The sequence below is a fragment of the Curtobacterium sp. MCSS17_008 genome, from assembly GCF_003234185.1.
Classification (GTDB): Bacteria; Actinomycetota; Actinomycetes; order Actinomycetales; family Microbacteriaceae; genus Curtobacterium.
Genome location: NZ_QKSM01000026.1, coordinates 1 through 16,712, shown reverse-complemented (window position 1 = coordinate 16,712; position 16,712 = coordinate 1). Strand labels below are relative to the sequence as shown.

The following is a 16,712-nucleotide window of genomic DNA, read 5'->3' as shown; positions in this document are numbered from 1 at the left end:
ACGCCCACCCCGACCCTGATGTGACCCCGAGCCCGTCAGCGAGTACAGTCGGGGCCGCTCCGGAACACGCAACGCCGCTCGGACGGCGAACCAGCCGACCGCCGGGGCACCGTGCGCCACCCAGCACGGCGGCGGGAACCTGGAGCACCGTGTCGAACACGTCCACCCAGCACGGCGAGGACCGTGCGTTCAAGGGGAAGGTCACCCTGTTCGCCATCGCGGCGGCAGTCGGCGGCTTCCTCTTCGGTTTCGATTCCTCCGTCATCAACGGAGCGGTCGACGCGATCAAGGGCGAGTTCGGCCTGTCCGAGGCCGCCAGCGGCTTCGCCGTCGCGTCAGCCCTCATCGGCTGCGCCTTCGGCGCCTACTTCGCCGGGCGTCTCGCCGACCGTTGGGGTCGGACCCGCGTGATGTTCTGGGCCGCTGTCCTCTTCTTCGTCAGCTCCATCGGCTCCGCGTTCGCGTTCGCGACGTGGGACCTCGTGATCTGGCGCCTCGTCGGCGGTCTGGGCATCGGTACCGCATCGGTCATCGCCCCGGCGTACATCTCCGAGGTCTCCCCGAAGGCGATCCGCGGTCGTCTCGCGTCGTTCCAGCAGCTCGCCATCACGCTCGGCATCTTCGCCGCACTGCTGTCCGACCAGATCTTCGCCGTCACCGCCGGTGGCGCCTCGGAGCAGGTCCTCGGCCTCGCCGCGTGGCGCTGGATGTTCCTCGTCGGTGTGGTGCCGTCGGTGGTCTACGGCGTGCTCGCGATCACGCTGCCCGAGTCGCCGCGCTTCCTGCTCGCGAACGGCCGCAAGGACGACGCGCGCGACGTGATGGGCAAGATCGTCCCGCGTGACACGGTGAACACGAGCCTGGAGGAGATCCAGGACGGCATCGAGAAGGAGGCCAACGAGAAGAAGGGCTCCATCCGAGGCAACCGCTTCGGCCTGCAGCCGATCGTCTGGGTCGGCATCATCCTCGCCGTCCTGCAGCAGTTCGTCGGCATCAACGTGATCTTCTACTACTCGACCACCCTCTGGCAGGCGGTCGGGTTCGAGGAGAGCGACTCCTTCCTCATCTCCACGATCACCTCGGTGGTCAACGTCGCGGTGACGTTCATCGCGATCTTCACCGTCGACAAGCTCGGCCGGAAGCCGCTGCTCATCGCGGGCTCGTCGGGCATGTTCGTCTCGCTGACCATGGTCGCGATCGCGTTCTCGCAGGCGACGGTCGTCGACGGTGCGCCGCAGCTCCCGGGCTCGTGGGGCGTCATCGCGCTGGTGTTCGCGAACCTGTTCGTCGTGTCCTTCGGCGCGACGTGGGGCCCGCTCATGTGGGTGCTGCTCGGCGAGATGTTCCCGAACCGCATCCGTGCGACCGCCCTGGGCATCGGGTCCGCGGCCAACTGGATCGCGAACTTCCTGGTCACGATCACGTTCCCGGTGCTGTCCGGGTTCAACCTGACGGTGACCTACGGCATCTACGCCCTGTTCGCCCTGCTGTCCCTGTTCTTCGTCATCGGCAAGATCCCGGAGACGAAGGGCCGCTCCCTCGAGGAGATGGGCATCACGGCCGAGGGCGAGACGGTCGACGCCAAGTCCTGACGCGAGTCACCACCGCACGGGAGGCGCGGTGCGGGCCCGACCCGCACCGCGCCTCCCGTGCGTCGCAGACCTGCTAGAGTCTCTTCCGCAGCGCGCCGAGCGCGCTGACTTCGCGCGTCCACACGCGTCCCACGGCCACCGGTCCCGCTCTCGCGAGCGGGCGGCCGCGCGGACAGGGCGCCAGGGGCCACGACCACCGGGTCGTGACCGACACAACCGCAACCGTGCGCACGGCCGGACAGCCGTGCGCCGAGAACAAGGAGGGACGGCATGGCCGTCGTCACCATCCGCCAGCTGCTCGACAGCGGCGTCCACTTCGGACACCAGACCCGTCGGTGGAACCCGAAGGTGAAGCGCTTCATCCTCGCCGAGCGCTCGGGCATCCACATCATCGACCTGCAGCAGTCGCTGGCCTACATCGACCGCGCGTACGACTTCGTCAAGGAGACGGTCGCGCACGGTGGCACGATCCTCTTCGTGGGCACCAAGAAGCAGGCGCAGGGCTCCATCGCCGAGCAGGCGACCCGCGTCGGCCAGCCGTACGTCAACCAGCGTTGGCTCGGCGGTCTGCTCACGAACTTCCAGACGGTCTCCAAGCGCCTCGCGCGCATGAAGGAGCTCGAGGAGATCGACTTCGACGACACGACGAAGGGCTTCACCAAGAAGGAGCTCCTCATCAAGAAGCGCGAGCTGGACAAGCTCCACAAGACCCTCGGTGGCATCCGCAACCTCACGCGGACCCCGAGCGCGCTCTGGATCGTCGACACCAAGAAGGAGCACCTCGCCGTCGACGAGGCGCAGAAGCTCGGGATCCCGGTCATCGGCATCCTCGACACCAACTGCGACCCCGACGAGATCACCTACCCGATCCCGGGCAACGACGACGCGATCCGTTCCGTCGGTCTGCTCACCCGCATCGTCGCCGACGCCGCGGCCGAGGGCCTGAAGACCCGCCACCAGGGCGGCGACGAGGCCGAGGCCGAGCCGCTCGCCGAGTGGGAGCAGGAGCTCCTCTCCGGTCAGACCGAGTCGGCTCCGGCCGCCGGCCAGACCGAGGGCGAGGGCGCGACGGTCGAGGAGAACGACGCCGACGCGCAGGTCGCCGCGAAGGAGATCGGCGAGCCGATCGCCGACGACGCGAAGAACGCCACCCCCGCCGAGTGATCGTCCGCGGGCGCCGGTCCCTCGGGGCCGGCGCCCGCGCTCACTCTCCACTCTCCACAACCCAGTCCAGAAAGGACTCCAGCCAATGGCCAACTACAGCCTTGCTGACGTGAAGAAGCTCCGCGAGGACCTCGGGGCCGGCATGATGGACGCGAAGAACGCGCTCGTCGAGGCCGACGGCGACTACGACAAGGCCGTCGAGCTCCTCCGCATCAAGGGCGCGAAGGCCGTCGCCAAGCGCGACGACCGTGCGACCTCCGAGGGTGTCGTCGTCGCGACGACCGAGGGTGGCGCCGCCACCGTCGTCGAGCTCGCCAGCGAGACCGACTTCGTCGCGAAGAACGAGAAGTTCACCACCCTCGCCGACAAGGTCGTCGCCGCGGTCGCCGCCGCCGGCGCGTCCGACGTCGAGGCCGGGAACGCCGCTCCGCTCGAGGGCAAGACGGTCGCCGAGGCGATCGACGAGGCCGCCGCCGCCCTGGGCGAGAAGCTCGCGCTCCGCACGGTCACCCGTGTCGAGGGCGACGCGTTCGAGGTGTACCTCCACAAGACCAGCCAGGACCTGCCCCCGCAGATCGCCGTCGTCATCGCCTACTCGGGCTCCGACGCGGCCGAGGCCCGCTCCATCGCGCAGCACGTCGCGTTCGCGAACCCGACGTACCTCACGCGTGACGAGATCCCGGCCGAGGCGATCGAGAAGGAGCGCGCGACCGTCGAGGCGATCACCCGCGAGGAGGGCAAGCCGGAGGCCGCCCTGCCGAAGATCGTCGAGGGTCGCCTCAACGCCTTCCGCAAGCAGGTCGCGCTCCTCGAGCAGGACTACGCGAAGGACAACAAGCTGTCCGTCGCGAAGGCCGCCGAGAACGCCGGTCTCACCATCCAGGGCTTCGCCCGCGTCAAGGTCGGCGCGTAACGAACCCGTGACGGGGCTCGGAACCACATCGGTTCCGGGCCCCGTTTCTGCGCGCACCGGCGCGCGGAACCGGCCTGGAGGCACGACCTCCTCCGCCGGACCGGCTGCGGCCGGGTAGATTCCCACGAGACATTCGACGAAGGGTGCGCCACATGACGAACGAGAAGACCGGACGCCGCCGGGTCCTGCTGAAGCTGTCGGGGGAGGCCTTCGGGGCCGGCTCCCTCGGTGTGAACCCGGACGTCATCAGCACCATCGCCAAGGAGATCGCCGAGGCGGCCCAACAGGTCGAGGTCGCCATCGTCGTCGGCGGCGGCAACTTCTTCCGCGGGGCCGAGCTGTCCCAGCGCGGGATGGACCGCGGGCGCGCCGACTACATGGGCATGCTCGGCACGGTGATGAACGCGCTCGCGCTGCAGGACTTCCTCGAGCAGGCCGGGGCCGCCACGCGCGTGCAGTCGGCGATCAGCATGACCCAGGTCGCGGAGCCCTACATCCCGCGGCGGGCCGAGCGGCACCTCGAGAAGGGCCGCATCGTGATCTTCGGCGCCGGTGCCGGCCTGCCCTACTTCTCGACCGACACCGTCGCGGCGCAGCGTGCGCTCGAGATCGACGCGCACGAGGTCCTCGTCGCGAAGAACGGTGTGGACGGTGTGTACACGGCCGACCCGAAGAAGGACGCCAACGCCGAGAAGCTCCACCACGTCACGTACCAGGACGCGTTGCTCCAGGGGCTCAAGGTCGTCGACGCCACGGCCTTCTCGCTCTGCATGGACAACGCCATGCCGATGCACGTGTTCGGCATGGAGGGCGAGGGCAACGTGGCAGCGGCCATCCGTGGTGAGCGGATCGGCACGGTCGTCAGCAACTGACCCGCACGCTGACTAGACTCGACCCAGTACCGAAGGAGAACCACCGTGATCAGTGATGTCCTGACCGAAGCCACCGAGAAGATGGCGAAGGCCGTCGACGTCGCCAAGGACGACTTCGCGACCGTCCGTACCGGACGCATCAACGCCGCCCTCTTCCAGAAGATCCCGGTCGACTACTACGGCACCCCGACGCCGCTCGCGCAGCTCGCGTCGCTCCAGACGCCCGAGGCACGCACGCTCATCGTCACGCCGTACGACAAGTCGGCCCTCAAGGAGATCGAGCGCGCGATCGCGACGTTCCCGAACCTCGGCGCGAGCCCGTCGAACGACGGCGAGATCGTCCGCGTGACGATCCCGGAGCTCACCCAGGACCGCCGCAAGGAGTTCGTGAAGCTCGTCCGCGGCAAGGGTGAGGACCACAAGGTCGTCATCCGCAACATCCGCCGCCGCGCGAAGGACGACCTGGACGCGCTGAAGGGCGAGATCTCGGACGACGAGATCGCGCGCGGCGACAAGGACCTCGAGTCCCTGACGAAGAAGCACGTCGACCAGATCGACGACGCGCTGAAGAAGAAGGAAGCCGAACTCCTCGAGGTCTGATGCGTCTCCCCGAGCCGGGCGGCGACCGCCCCACAGAACCGCGCCCGCCGGAACCGGTCCCGACCGCGAAGAAGGGGCTCCGACAGGACTTCGATGCCCGTGCCCGTGCGGCGCGCGCCGACTTCGAAGCGCAGCTGAAGCAGCGCAAGGCGGAGCTCGGCGCGCGCAACGAGGCCCTGACGGCACGGACGGGCCGGAACCTGCCGGCGGCGATCGCGATCGCGTTGGCCTTCGCGGTCGTCATGCTGGCGTCGCTCCTCATCTGGAAGCCGGCCTTCATCGTCGTCGCCGCGTTCCTGCTCGGCGTGGGCGTCTACGAGCTCGCGAGCGCGATGCGGTTCGCGGGCCGCGACGTTCCTCGGATCCCGAGCGTCGCCGTGAGTGTCGCCGTCGTGCCCGCGGCGTTCCTGGGCGGACAGGTCGCGGCGCTGTTCACGCTGCTCGGGGGCATCGTCCTCATCTCGCTCTGGCGGTTGGTCGAGGTCGCCGTCTCGCGGCACAAGCCACCGGTCGGACACGTCGTCCGCGACCTGACGAACGGGCTCTTCGTCCAGGCGTACATCACCCTGCTCGGCGCCTGCGTCGTGCTGCTGTCCGCGCAGCAGCGCGGTGAACTCTGGGTGATCGCGTTCATCCTCGTCGTCGTCGCGGTGGACACCGGCGCCTACGCCACGGGGCTCAACCTCGGCAAGCACCCGATGGCGCCACGGATCAGCCCGAAGAAGACGTGGGAGGGCTTCGCGGGCTCGGTCGCGGCGAGCATCGTCGTCGGCATCGTCGTCGTCGTCCTGCTGCTCGGTCTGCCCTGGTGGACGGGCGTGCTGCTCGGCGTGCTCATCTCCGGGTCGGCCACGCTCGGCGACCTGACGGAGTCGATGATCAAGCGCGACCTCGGCATCAAGGACATCTCGTCGTTCCTGCCGGGGCACGGCGGGTTGCTCGACCGCATCGACAGCATCCTGCCGTCGGCCGCGGTCGCGTACGTGATGTTCCTCGTCGTCGTGCACTGACGGTCGACGGCCGGGCGGTGCTGGCGCGTCCAGGTCGCGCCAGGGTGCGGTGCTGGCAGAATGTCGCCGTGGCCACCACCTTCCCCACCGCAGACCGCAGAGCGCTCGGTTACGACGTCGACGAGGTCGAGCGTTTCCTCGAGGACGCTCGTCGGGCGTACACGGCGGGGGACACCTCGCCGGGCATCGAGGCAGCGAAGATCCGCGCGACCGCGTTCTCGATGCGCAAGGGCGGGTACTCGACCGCGCACGTCGACGCGGCGCTCGAGCGCCTCGAGGACGCCTTCGCCGCCCGTGAGCGCGAGCGGGAGATCGCCGAGGTCGGCCAGAAGGCCTGGTACGCCGAGGCACGTGCCAAGGCCTCCGACGTGGTGGCACGGCTCGAACGTCCGGACGGGCAGCGGTTCGCGCGGACCAGTGTCCTGGGCACGGGCTACCACCCGAAGGAGGTCGACGCCTTCGCCGAGCGACTCGCCGGGTACTTCCGGGACGGCAAGCCGCTCAGCCTGACCGAGGTCCGCTCGGTCGTCTTCCGGCCGAAGCACGGTGGCTACCGCGAGGCCCAGGTCGACGCACTGCTCGACGCCGTCGTCGAGGTCATGCTCGCCGTCCGCTGACGACTCGCGGACACAGGTGCTTCTCATCTCGTGACCGTTCCGTTATCCTGGACGGACTCATGGGCAGGCACACGGCAGACTCCAGCTCCGACCGCGGTACCCGCGAGCACCTCGACCGTCCGGTCGTCGGTGAGCGCCGCGCGGCACGCGACCGACTCCGCACGGCGGAGCACGCGGTCCTCCACGCGACCCCGCGGGTCGAGACGGCGTCGCTGCCGTCCGCCGCGACGGGCGCGCCCTCCACGGCCACGAGTCCGGTGGCGTCCACCGCGACGACCACGGGGCCGGTCCTCGTGCGCGGTCCGGTCGCGCCGACCGGCCACGTCGACCCGCGCGCCGCGAAGCAGCGGCGGGCGGTCGCCGCGACGGCTGAGCCGACGGCGCCGCGCACGCTGAACACGCTCGTGCGGAAGCGCGCGACGATCCCCGCGTTGTCGTTCTTCGCGGTGTTCGGGTTCGTCGGTGGTTCGTTGTTCAACCCGATGCAGCCCGACGTGGCGCAGGCCGCGGTCGTCGCGCCGGTGCTCGTGAAGGCTCCGGTCGAACCGCAGCAGTACACGGCCCACGGCACCTACGCAGCCTTCGACGTCACCCGCGACGGCTACGGCGTCACCCTGCCGAAGCCGAAGGTCGCCGCGAAGCCGGCCGCGACCGAGGACGACGACGAGAACGCCGATGCCGAGACGGAGACCGAGACCGTCTCGCCGTCGAACACCCTCGCCGAGACCGCCGCGACGCCCGACCCGGGCAGCGCCCAGGCCATCGCCCAGCAGATGGTGGCCGCCCGCGGTTGGGGTGCCGATCAGTACAACTGCCTCGTCCTGCTCTGGAACAAGGAGTCGGGCTGGCGCGTCAACGCCTACAACCCGAGCGGTGCGTACGGCATCCCGCAGGCCCTGCCGGGCAGCAAGATGGCCACGGCCGGCGCGGACTGGCAGACCAACCCGGCGACGCAGATCACCTGGGGCCTGAACTACATCGCCGGGGTATACGGCACGCCGTGCGGCGCCTGGGGCCACAGCGTCGCCCACAACTGGTACTGATCGGCAGCACCCGGGTGCCGCGCAGCAACCGACCGCGGCGACTCCGCGGTCGCGGACCGGAGCCGACGGACGAAGGAACCGGTCTCGACCGGCTCATGAGTTCGTGGAAGCGGACCGAGGTCCGGCGTGGCCGTACGTACACGGTGCAGCCGGTGTCGGCGGCATCGGCGCAGAAGGAGTACGTCTGCCCGGGCTGCGGCGGGACCGTGGTGCCCGGCACCGCGCACGTGGTGGTCTGGCGCGCCGACGGCGTCCTCGGCGACGAAGCCGACCTGGCCTCCCGTCGCCACTGGCACAACCACTGCTGGAGCATCGCATGAGCACCGAGATCCGATCGAACACGGAGCTGCCCGCTCGCCGCACCGACATCGAGCTGGTGACCGACGACCACCTGACGCTCGTCGGGGAGATCGCCGAACCGCTCGACCGGCCGGCCCGGGGCACCGTGGTCGCGCTCCACCCGCTGCCCACGGCGCAGGGCTTCATGGACTCGCACGTGCTGAAGAAGGCGGCCGCGCGACTGCCCGCCCTCGCGGACATCGCCGTGCTGCGCTTCAACTTCCGGTCGGTGACGTCGCCGCGAGGCACGTCCGAGGGTGTGTTCGGCGACGGGGTCTCGGAGGGGTTCGACCTCCGTGCCGCGGTGCAGGAGACCGTCGACCGTGGCCTACCGACCCCGTGGCTGCTCGGCTGGTCGTTCGGGACCGAGGTGGTCCTCAAGCACGCCCTCGAGCACGTCGCTGCCGGAACGGTCGCCGGCGTCGTCCTGCTGTCCCCGCCGCTGCACCGCACCTCGGAGGACGAACTGCGGCGTTGGGCCGACGTCGAGGTCCCCGTCGTGGCACTCGTGCCGGAGCACGACGACTTCCTGCGTCCGGACGAGGCCGTGGAGCGCTTCTCCGTTGCGCCGAAGGTGCGGGTCGTGCCGGTCGAGGGTGCGAAGCACCTGTGGGTGGGGGAGCGGTACGTCCGCACCGTGCTCGACATGGTCGCCGACCTGGTGGTCCCGGGCAGCGCGCCGCTGCCGACGCACGTCGACGACTGATCGTCGCGGGTCCGGGCACGTCGCTCGGGCGATCCCGTGACCCTGCTGCCCGACCGCGTGCCGGGAGACGCGAGCAGACCGGGAGGCGCGTGTCGCGCCTCCCGGTCGGCTCACCGTACCGTTGCTGGGGACGTCAGCGCGTGGCGCTGTCCTCGTCGTCCGCGGCACGGACGCCGTCCGCGCGTGCGGCAGGGCCGTCCAACAGACCGGTGGCGTGGGTGAGCACGCCCCGCAGGTTCTCGAGGTAGCCGGCCACGGCGTCGCGCTCGTTCCGGATCGCGGCCAGCCGGTCCTCCGACTCCGCCACGATCGCGGCGGTGCGCTCTTCGGCCTCGGCGATCATCCGGTGCACGCGCTCCTGCGCGTCCGTGACGATGGTCCGGGCGCGTTCCTGCGCGTCGGCGGTGCTGGTGCGCTCGAGGTCGTCGGCCTCCTGCTGCAGGCGCTCCGCACGCTCGCGGGCCTCGGTCGCACGGCGGGTGGCCTCGGCGAGCTGCAGGTTCGCCTCGTCCAGGTACCTCTGCGTCTCGGTCACCGTCTCGTTGTGCTTCTGCAGGTACTCCTGCTCCGCGTCGTCGCGGCGGGCGGCGAGTTCCGACTCGAGCGCGGCCCGGGCTTCGTCCTGTTCGCGGGTGATCTCCGCGCGGACCTCGTCGCGCTCCTTCTCGAGCCCGGCGCGCATGGTGTCGATCTCCTGACGGAGGGCCGTGCGCTCTGCCTCGAGCGTCGTCAGTTCTGCGGCACGGCGATCGGCGATCTCGGTGTCGACCGCAGCGTGCTCCCGTTCGCGACGTGCGGCGAGTTCGTCGGCGTGCTCTCGCGCGGCACGTTCGGCGGCCGCCTCGGCCTCCGCGCGCTCCCGCTCGATGCGGGCACGGTGGTCCTCGAGCTCCTGTGCGATGCGTTCGGCGGTCTCCTGGACCAGGCGCTCGTTCTCCGCCCGGGTCTGCTCCTCGTCGACGCGGAGCTGTGCACGGGCGGCCTGCAGCTCCTGGTCGAGCGCGGTGCGCGCCTCGGCCGCCTCGCGCTTCCAACGCGCCCGTGCGGCACCGAGCTCGGCGTCCAGTTCGCGTCGGCGGTCACTGATCTCGGCCTCGAGTGCCGCGCGGCGCCGGTCGACCTCGGCGTCGAGCTCGGCCCGCTCCGTCTCCATCGCAAGGGTGTGCTCGCGCTGCTGCTCGTCGCGTTCGCGCTGCCAGGCCGCTCGGCCCTCGGTGACCTCGCGCTCGAGTGCGGCGCGGCGCGTCGTCTCCTCGCGGTCCAGGTCCTCGGTGCGCCGGGCGTGGTCGGCCTCGAACACGCTGCGGCGGTGCTCGGTCTCGCGGTCGAGGTCGGCCGCTGCGCGGCGGGCGTCCTCGGCGGCGCGCTGGGCGTCCTCACGGAGCTCGGCGACCTCGCGCTCGACCCGGGCGCGGAGCGCGTTCGTCTCGCGGATCGCGACGGACCGGACCTCGGCGGCCTCGGTCACCGCGGCCCCGCGGACGGCGGCGGCCTCGTTGCGCGCGTCCTGGGTGAGCAGACCCGCCTCGGCGCGAGCGCGCTCGATGGTGTCGGCGGACTCGGCCCGGGCTCGCGTGAGCTCGTCGGTGGCACGGGTACGGGCGTCCTCGAGGGTCTCCGAGGCCTCCTGCCGGGCTTCCCGCAGCAGCCGGTCCGCCTCGTTGCGGCTCGACGCCCGCAGGCGCTGCGCGTCGATGTCGGCCTGGCTGATGAGTCGCGTGGACTGCTCCTCGGCGACGCGCAGGGTGGACTCGAGCCGGGTGCCGAGCCCGCTGTAGGTCGGGGTGCCGGCTTCGTCGAGCTCGCTCTGCAGGTCGGCGACGCGGGCCTGCAGGAGACGGATCTCCTTCGCCGCCTCGGCACGGTCGGTGTTCGACTTGATGAGCTCGCGGCGCAACTCGTTCACCGAGCGGTCCACCTCGTCGCGGCGGTACCCGCGCAGCTCGGTCCCGAACTCGGCCTCGTCGTTCGCCACGTGTTGCTCCTGGGGGTCGGCGGAGGGCCAGCCCTTGGCCCGCGGACGAGTCTAGTGGCGGCCGACCGGGCGGGACTGTGACCGTGGACAGCGGTGGGGGATGCGACTTCCAGGGTGCGTCGCTATCCTGGAGCGCTGGTTCGCGCGCCGATCCCCCCACCCCCGGCGCGGTAGGGAGAAGATCCGTGCGATTCGTCCTGGCGATCGTCAGTTTCGTCATCGGTCTGCTGCTCGTCGGGCTCGCGGTCGGGCAGCGCACCGTGTTCGCGCCGCCGTCGTCGCTGGTCGCGCAGTCGTCGAGCACCGCCTCGGCCCCGGTGACCGTCATCCCGGGGACCACGCTGAACGCCAACCCCGGCTACCAGCGCATCGACGTGTCCGGGTCCGGCGAGGTGTTCGCCGCGTACGGCAGGACCGGGGACGTCGAGGCCTGGATCGGTGAGGCGAAGCACACGACGCTCCGCTTCGACGCCGAGCAGGACCGCCTGGTCGGCCGCACCACGGGGACCGAGGACTCCGTCCCGGACCCGTCGGGCAGTGACCTCTGGTACCAGGAGTGGGACGGGGCCGGGCAGTTCACCGTGCGGCTCCCCGCGGACGTCTCCGTCGTGGTGGTCGGTGACGGCGGGTCGGCCGCGCCGTCCGACGTCTCCGTGACCTGGCCGCGGGACACCGCGACACCGTCCGTCGGCCCGCTGCTCGTGGCCGGCGGTGTCTTCCTGGCCGGTGGTGTCGCACTGCTCGTCTGGGCGTTCCTGCACCAGCGGCGCGGGCGCGGTCCCCGTCGCCGGAGCGGCGGTTCCCGACCGCCGCGGGTGCGTGCGTCGCGTCGTGCCGCTGCCGCCGGCGCCCAGGTACCCGTGCGTGGTCGCCGCGGCCGCCGCTCCCTGGTGGCCGTCCCGGTCGTGCTCGTCGGTGTGCTCGGGCTCGCTGGCTGCTCCTCCGACTACTGGCCGCAGGGGGGTGGCTCGGCTACGACGCCCACGCCCACTGCGACGGCCACCGCCGCGGCGCCGGCGCAGACCGCTGCCACGAAGCAGCAGATCCGCCGGATCGTCGAGCGTGTCGCCGCCGTGGCGTCGAAGGCGGACGCGGACCGTGACACCTCGCTCCTCGAGTCGCGCTTCACCGGCGCCGCGCTCGAGCTCCGCAAGGCCAACTACGCGATCCGGGCAGAGGACCCGGACGCCGGAGCCCCGCCCGCGATCTCCGCCGAGCAGGTCTGCGTCGCGCTGCCGCAGCAGACCGACACGTGGCCGCGCACGGTGTTCACCGTCGTGGCCGAGGACTGCACCGCGAAGACCGCCCCGCAGGCCCTGACCCTCGTGCAGGACAGCGCGCGCGACGACTACAAGGTCGCCTACGACGTGTCGCTCGAGGCCGCGGCGGAGATCCCGAGCCTCGCGCCCACCTCGCTCGGTGCCGCCCGGCTCCCCGGCGACACGAAGCTCCTGCGCATCGCCCCCGACGACATCGCCGCGGCGTACGGCGACGTCCTCTCGAAGGACAGCGAGTCGTCCTCCGCGTCGCTCTTCGCGTCCGAGGGTGACGGGCTCCGCTCCACGATCGGCAAGGCGTACAAGGACAAGAAGGCGGAGTCGCTGCCCGACACCGCGGAGATCGAGTACTCGTCCGAGGTGCCAGATGACAGCGCCATCGCCATCGCGACCGACGGCGGGGGAGCGCTCGTGTCCGCCGACCTCGACGAGATCGAGAAGGTCACGCCGACCGCAGCCGGTGCCGAGGTCAACACCAAGGGAGCCGTCAAGGCGCTCTCCGGCGTCGACTCGAGCACCAAGGGGATCAGCGCCACGTACAGCGTGCAACTGCTGTTCTCCGTGCCCCCGGTCGGCAGTGATGAGAAGGTGGTCCTGCTCGGGTTCACGCAGGGCCTGACCGCAGCGAGTGAGGTGCAATGACCAACGTCCCCCCGACCCCGTCCGGTCTCCGCGGAGCCGTCGACCTGTCGTCGCTCGTCGACCGCGCGCAACGGCCGCAGCAGCCCGGTGCCGGTCCGGCAGCCGGAGCCGCTCCCGCTGGTGCGCCGGACGGAGCCGCTCCCGCCGGCGCCGGAGCCCCCGGCAGCGCGACCGCCGGTGACCTGACCGTCCCGTCACTCGTCCTCGACGTCACCGACCAGACCTTCCAGGACGTCCTCCAGCTGTCCTCGGTGGTGCCGGTCGTCGTGGACATCTGGGCCGAGTGGTGTGGGCCGTGCAAGCAACTGTCGCCGATCCTCGAGCAGCTCACCGCCGAGTACGACGGCCGCCTGCTGCTCGCCAAGGTCGACGCCGACACGAACCCGCAACTGGTGCAGGCGTTCCAGGCGCAGTCGATCCCCACCGTCGCAGCGGTCATCGGCGGCCGCCCGCTCGGCCTGTTCGTCGGGGCACTGCCCGAGGCGCAGGTGCGCGACGTGTTCGAGCAGGTCCTCGCGGCCGCCGAGCAGAACGGCGTGTCCGGACGCGTCACGGTGGACGGCGCAGCGGCCGCAGAGCCGCAGGGCGAGCCCGAACCCGAGCCGCTCCCTCCGCACCACCAGGCCGCCTACGACGCGATCGAGCGTGGCGACTACGCGGCGGCGGTGCAGGAGTACAAGACCGCGATCGCGCAGGACCCGAACGACCAGATGGCCGTCGCGGGTCTCGCGCAGGTGTCGCTGCTCGACCGGCTGAGCGGACGTGCCGCTGACGACATCCGCAGCGCGGCAGCTGCGGGACCGCAGGACGTCGAGGCCCAGCTCGCCGTCGCCGACCTCGACGTCAGCGGCGGACACGTCGAGGACGCCTTCGGTCGGCTCCTCGACCTCGTGCCGACCGTGTTCGGTGCCGAGCGGGAGGCCCTCCGGGTCCGCCTCGTCGAGTACTTCGAGCTCGTCGGCTCCGACGATCCCCGCGTGGTCGCCGCTCGCCGCCGGCTCGCGAGCGCGCTGTACTGACGCACGGGACGCCGGTTCGAGGGCCGGCGCCCGGACGCCTCCGGGAGCACAAGACGCCCCCCGGAGACACGAGACGCCCCCGGAGACGGGGGCGTCTCGTGTTCGTCGGGTGTGCCGGCGCGGCGCCACTGCGACGACGCCCGCGGCGAGACTCCGGCGTCCCGCCCAGACGCGTGCCGGCTCACGAGACGCCGGCCTCCCGCCGAGACGCCGGGGCCCCGCCGAGACACGTGCTGGCTCACGAAACGCCTCCGGAAACGGCGCCGTCTCGGCGACCGCCGACCGTCTCGTTGCGGCCGGGGCGTCTCGCGTGGCGACCACGCACCCGATCAGGCGTGCTCCGGAGCACGGGACGCGCACCACGGACGGGAGGCCCGGTGCCAGCTGGCACCGGGCCTCCCGTCCGTTCGTGCTCGCGTCAGTCCGCCAGGCGGAGCCAGACCGCGCCGAGCGGCGGCACCACCAAGTTCGCCGATGCGGGCCGTCCGGCCCACGGCGTCTCCTCTGCGGTGACGGCGCCGAGGTTGCCGACCCCGGATCCGCCGTACTCGGCGGCGTCGGTGTTGAGCACCTCGTGCCACGTGCCGGCCGTGGGCAGGCCGAAGCGGCGCTCCACGGGCACGCCGGAGAAGTTCACGAAGACCGCGAGCCGGTCGTCGCCGTCCTTGCGGAGGAACCCGAGCGTCGAGTGCGGTGCGTCGCCGCCCTCGATCCACTCGAAGCCCTCGGGCGACGAGTCGTGGGTCCAGAGGGCGGGCGTGTCCTTGTACACCTTGTTGAGCTCGGCGACGAGGTCCTGGACACCGAGGTGGCCGGGGTCGTCGAGCAGCCACCAGTCGAGCCCGCGGGCTTCGGACCACTCGGACGGCTGGGCGAACTCCTGGCCCATGAAGAGCAGCTGCTTGCCCGGGTGCGCCCACATGAACGCGAGGTACGCGCGCAGGTTCGCGAGCTTCTGCCACTCGTCACCGGGCATCTTGCCGTACAGCGAGCCCTTGCCGTGCACGACCTCGTCGTGACTGATCGGCAGGGTGAACTGCTCGCTGAAGGCGTAGACCAGCGAGAAGGTGATCTCGTCGTGGTGGTAGCTGCGGTAGGCCGGGTCCCGCTCGATGTACTGCAGCGAGTCGTGCATCCAGCCCATGTTCCACTTCTGGCCGAACCCGAGCCCGCCGGCGCTCGTCGGCTGGGTGACACCCGGCCACGAGGTGCTCTCCTCGGCGATCATCACGATGCCGGGGTAGCGCTTGTACGCGGTGGCGTTCGTCTCCTGCAGGAACGAGATCGCCTCGAGGTTCTCGCGGCCGCCGTGGATGTTCGGCAGCCACTCGGTGCGGGAGTAGTCGAGGTACAGCATCGAGGCGACGGCGTCGACCCGGAGGCCGTCGATGTGGAACTCCTCGAGCCAGTACAGCGCGTTCGCGACGAGGAAGTTCCGCACCTGGGGGTGTCCGAAGTCGAACACGTAGGTGCCCCAGTCGAGCTGTTCTCCGCGGCGCGGGTCCGGGTGCTCGAACAGTGCGTAGCCGTCGAACTTCGCGAGCGCCCACTCGTCCTTCGGGAAGTGCCCGGGGACCCAGTCCATGATCACGCCGATGCCCGCGGTGTGCAGCCGGTCGATCAGGTACCGCAGGTCGTCCGGGGTGCCGAAGCGTGCGGTCGGGGAGTAGTAGCCGGTGACCTGGTACCCCCAGGACCCGCCGAAGGGGTGTTCGGCGAGCGGGAGGAACTCGACGTGCGTGAACCCGAGGTGCTGTACGTGGCCGATGAGCTGGTCGGCGGCCTCGCGGTAGGACAGACCCGGCCGCCACGAGCCGAGGTGCACCTCGTACACGCTCATCGGGCGGTCGTGCGTCGTCGTCTGCGCGCGCTGTTCCATCCACGCTGCGTCGCCCTCGGACCACGTGTAGTCGGACGCGGTGATGACGGACGCGGTCGCGGGCGGCACCTCCGTGCGACGGGCGAAGGGATCGGCGCGTTCGACCCAGCCGGAGTCGGTGAGGATCTGGAACTTGTAGCGCTGACCGACGAGTGCCCCGGGCCAGAAGAGCTCCCACACGCCGAGGTCGCTCAGCCGGCGCATCGCGGTGGTCCGACCCTCCCAGCCCTCGAAGTCGCCGATGACGCGGACGGCAGTGGCGCGGGGCGCCCAGACCGTGAACGCGACCCCGTCGACGCCGTCCACCGTGCGGACGTGGGCGCCGAGGTGCTGCCAGAGCTGCTCGTCGCGGCCCTCACCGAACAGGTGCAGGTCGAGCTCGCCGATCGTGGGCGGGAACCGGTACGCGTCATCGGTGGTCCAGGTGGCGTCGTCGGCGTCCGTGGCGTCCTCGAGGTCGTAGTCGGCCTCGACCCGGTAGCGCCCGAGCGTGCCCGGGGTGGCGCCGGCCCACAGGCCGTCGCCCTCGTGCGTGAGCTCGACGTCGTCACCGTCCGGACGGACGATCCGGACGGCCGAGGCGAGGTGCCGGACCACCCGGACGCTCGTGCCGCCGTCGACGGGGTGCGGGCCGAGGACGTCGTGCGGCTGCGACCAGCGGCCCTCGGCGACCTGCTGGCGGAGCCAGTCCTCGACCGGGGCCGGGCGAGGGCCGTCGGGGGACGGGGCACCCGTGGTGGGCTCGGCCGCCGTGGCGGGCTCGCTCGCCGACGTCGCAGCGATGTCGGCGACGGTCGGGGTGCTGGCGCGACCGCCCTCCGACGGCGGCGCGTCGGCACCGTCCGTGGCGTCGACGGACGGCGCCTCGGGCCGGTCTGCACCGGCGAGCGTCGCCGACTCGGGCACGCCGCGGTCCGGGCGCTCCTTCGCCGCCGGAACCGCTCCGGGCAGGTCCTCGCCGGGGGCGGAGACGCGCGGTTCGTACCGGGGCCCGGTCTCGTCGCTTGCGGGCACGGCTCCGGGGGCACGGACGCGGGTCACGGGCGGCGAAGGAGCGCCCGGAC

General features: G+C 71.5%; 14 protein-coding genes. 12 read left to right on the top strand and 2 right to left on the bottom strand.

Going from position 1 to position 16,712, the window contains the following annotated elements:
• Window positions 1-149 precede the first annotated feature (149 nt).
• The 10 genes from DEJ23_RS15190 to DEJ23_RS15145 all read left to right on the top strand — a co-directional run bounded on the left by DEJ23_RS15190 (window position 150) and on the right by DEJ23_RS15145 (window position 8,856).
• A complete protein-coding gene (locus DEJ23_RS15190; protein ID WP_111241072.1) occupies window positions 150-1,592 on the top strand; it encodes a sugar porter family MFS transporter in 1,443 nt (480 codons plus the stop codon).
• Window positions 1,593-1,862: 270 nt separating this feature from the next.
• The gene (gene rpsB / locus DEJ23_RS15185; RefSeq protein ID WP_111241071.1) at window positions 1,863-2,756 is read left to right on the top strand and encodes a 30S ribosomal protein S2; all 894 of its coding nucleotides are present in this window, start codon (window positions 1,863-1,865) and stop codon (window positions 2,754-2,756) included.
• A gap of 85 nt (window positions 2,757-2,841) precedes the next feature.
• Window positions 2,842-3,669 (top strand): translation elongation factor Ts, encoded by an 828-nt coding sequence (gene tsf, locus DEJ23_RS15180; RefSeq protein ID WP_111241070.1) that lies wholly within the window; start codon window positions 2,842-2,844, stop codon window positions 3,667-3,669.
• Between the two features lie 152 nt (window positions 3,670-3,821).
• Window positions 3,822-4,541: a UMP kinase gene (pyrH, locus tag DEJ23_RS15175; protein WP_111241069.1), complete on the top strand. Its 720-nt coding sequence runs from the start codon at window positions 3,822-3,824 to the stop codon at window positions 4,539-4,541.
• A 45-nt stretch (window positions 4,542-4,586) separates the two neighbouring features.
• Window positions 4,587-5,141 (top strand): ribosome recycling factor, encoded by a 555-nt coding sequence (gene frr, locus DEJ23_RS15170; protein ID WP_111241068.1) that lies wholly within the window; start codon window positions 4,587-4,589, stop codon window positions 5,139-5,141.
• Window positions 5,141-6,151, top strand: a complete 1,011-nt coding sequence (locus DEJ23_RS15165; protein ID WP_111241067.1) for a CDP-archaeol synthase — start codon at window positions 5,141-5,143, stop codon at window positions 6,149-6,151. Before frr ends, DEJ23_RS15165 begins: the two co-directional genes overlap by 1 nt.
• A 68-nt stretch (window positions 6,152-6,219) precedes the next feature.
• Window positions 6,220-6,768, top strand: coding sequence for a DivIVA domain-containing protein (locus DEJ23_RS15160; protein ID WP_111241066.1), 549 nt, complete (start codon window positions 6,220-6,222; stop codon window positions 6,766-6,768).
• A gap of 293 nt (window positions 6,769-7,061) precedes the next feature.
• The gene (locus tag DEJ23_RS15155; RefSeq protein WP_111241074.1) at window positions 7,062-7,811 is read left to right on the top strand and encodes a transglycosylase SLT domain-containing protein; all 750 of its coding nucleotides are present in this window, start codon (window positions 7,062-7,064) and stop codon (window positions 7,809-7,811) included.
• Window positions 7,812-7,825: 14 nt separating this feature from the next.
• Window positions 7,826-8,131, top strand: a complete 306-nt coding sequence (locus DEJ23_RS15150) for a hypothetical protein (RefSeq protein ID WP_375342285.1) — start codon at window positions 7,826-7,828, stop codon at window positions 8,129-8,131.
• Window positions 8,128-8,856: an alpha/beta hydrolase gene (locus DEJ23_RS15145; protein WP_111241064.1), complete on the top strand. Its 729-nt coding sequence runs from the start codon at window positions 8,128-8,130 to the stop codon at window positions 8,854-8,856. Before DEJ23_RS15150 ends, DEJ23_RS15145 begins: the two co-directional genes overlap by 4 nt.
• Before the next feature lie 133 nt (window positions 8,857-8,989).
• Here the strand turns inward: DEJ23_RS15145 and DEJ23_RS15140 are convergent, their stop codons facing one another.
• Window positions 8,990-10,831, bottom strand: coding sequence for a hypothetical protein (locus DEJ23_RS15140; RefSeq protein ID WP_181429292.1), 1,842 nt, complete (start codon window positions 10,829-10,831; stop codon window positions 8,990-8,992).
• A gap of 185 nt (window positions 10,832-11,016) precedes the next feature.
• Between DEJ23_RS15140 and DEJ23_RS15135 the strand changes: the two genes are divergently transcribed.
• Window positions 11,017-12,750 (top strand): hypothetical protein, encoded by a 1,734-nt coding sequence (locus DEJ23_RS15135; RefSeq protein ID WP_111241063.1) that lies wholly within the window; start codon window positions 11,017-11,019, stop codon window positions 12,748-12,750.
• Window positions 12,747-13,769, top strand: a complete 1,023-nt coding sequence (locus tag DEJ23_RS15130) for a tetratricopeptide repeat protein (protein WP_111241062.1) — start codon at window positions 12,747-12,749, stop codon at window positions 13,767-13,769. Before DEJ23_RS15135 ends, DEJ23_RS15130 begins: the two co-directional genes overlap by 4 nt.
• Window positions 13,770-14,187: 418 nt before the next feature.
• Here the strand turns inward: DEJ23_RS15130 and glgB are convergent, their stop codons facing one another.
• On the bottom strand, window positions 14,188-16,662 hold the full coding sequence (gene glgB, locus DEJ23_RS15125; protein ID WP_258375593.1) for a 1,4-alpha-glucan branching protein GlgB: 2,475 nt from the start codon (window positions 16,660-16,662) through the stop codon (window positions 14,188-14,190).
• Window positions 16,663-16,712 lie beyond the last annotated feature (50 nt).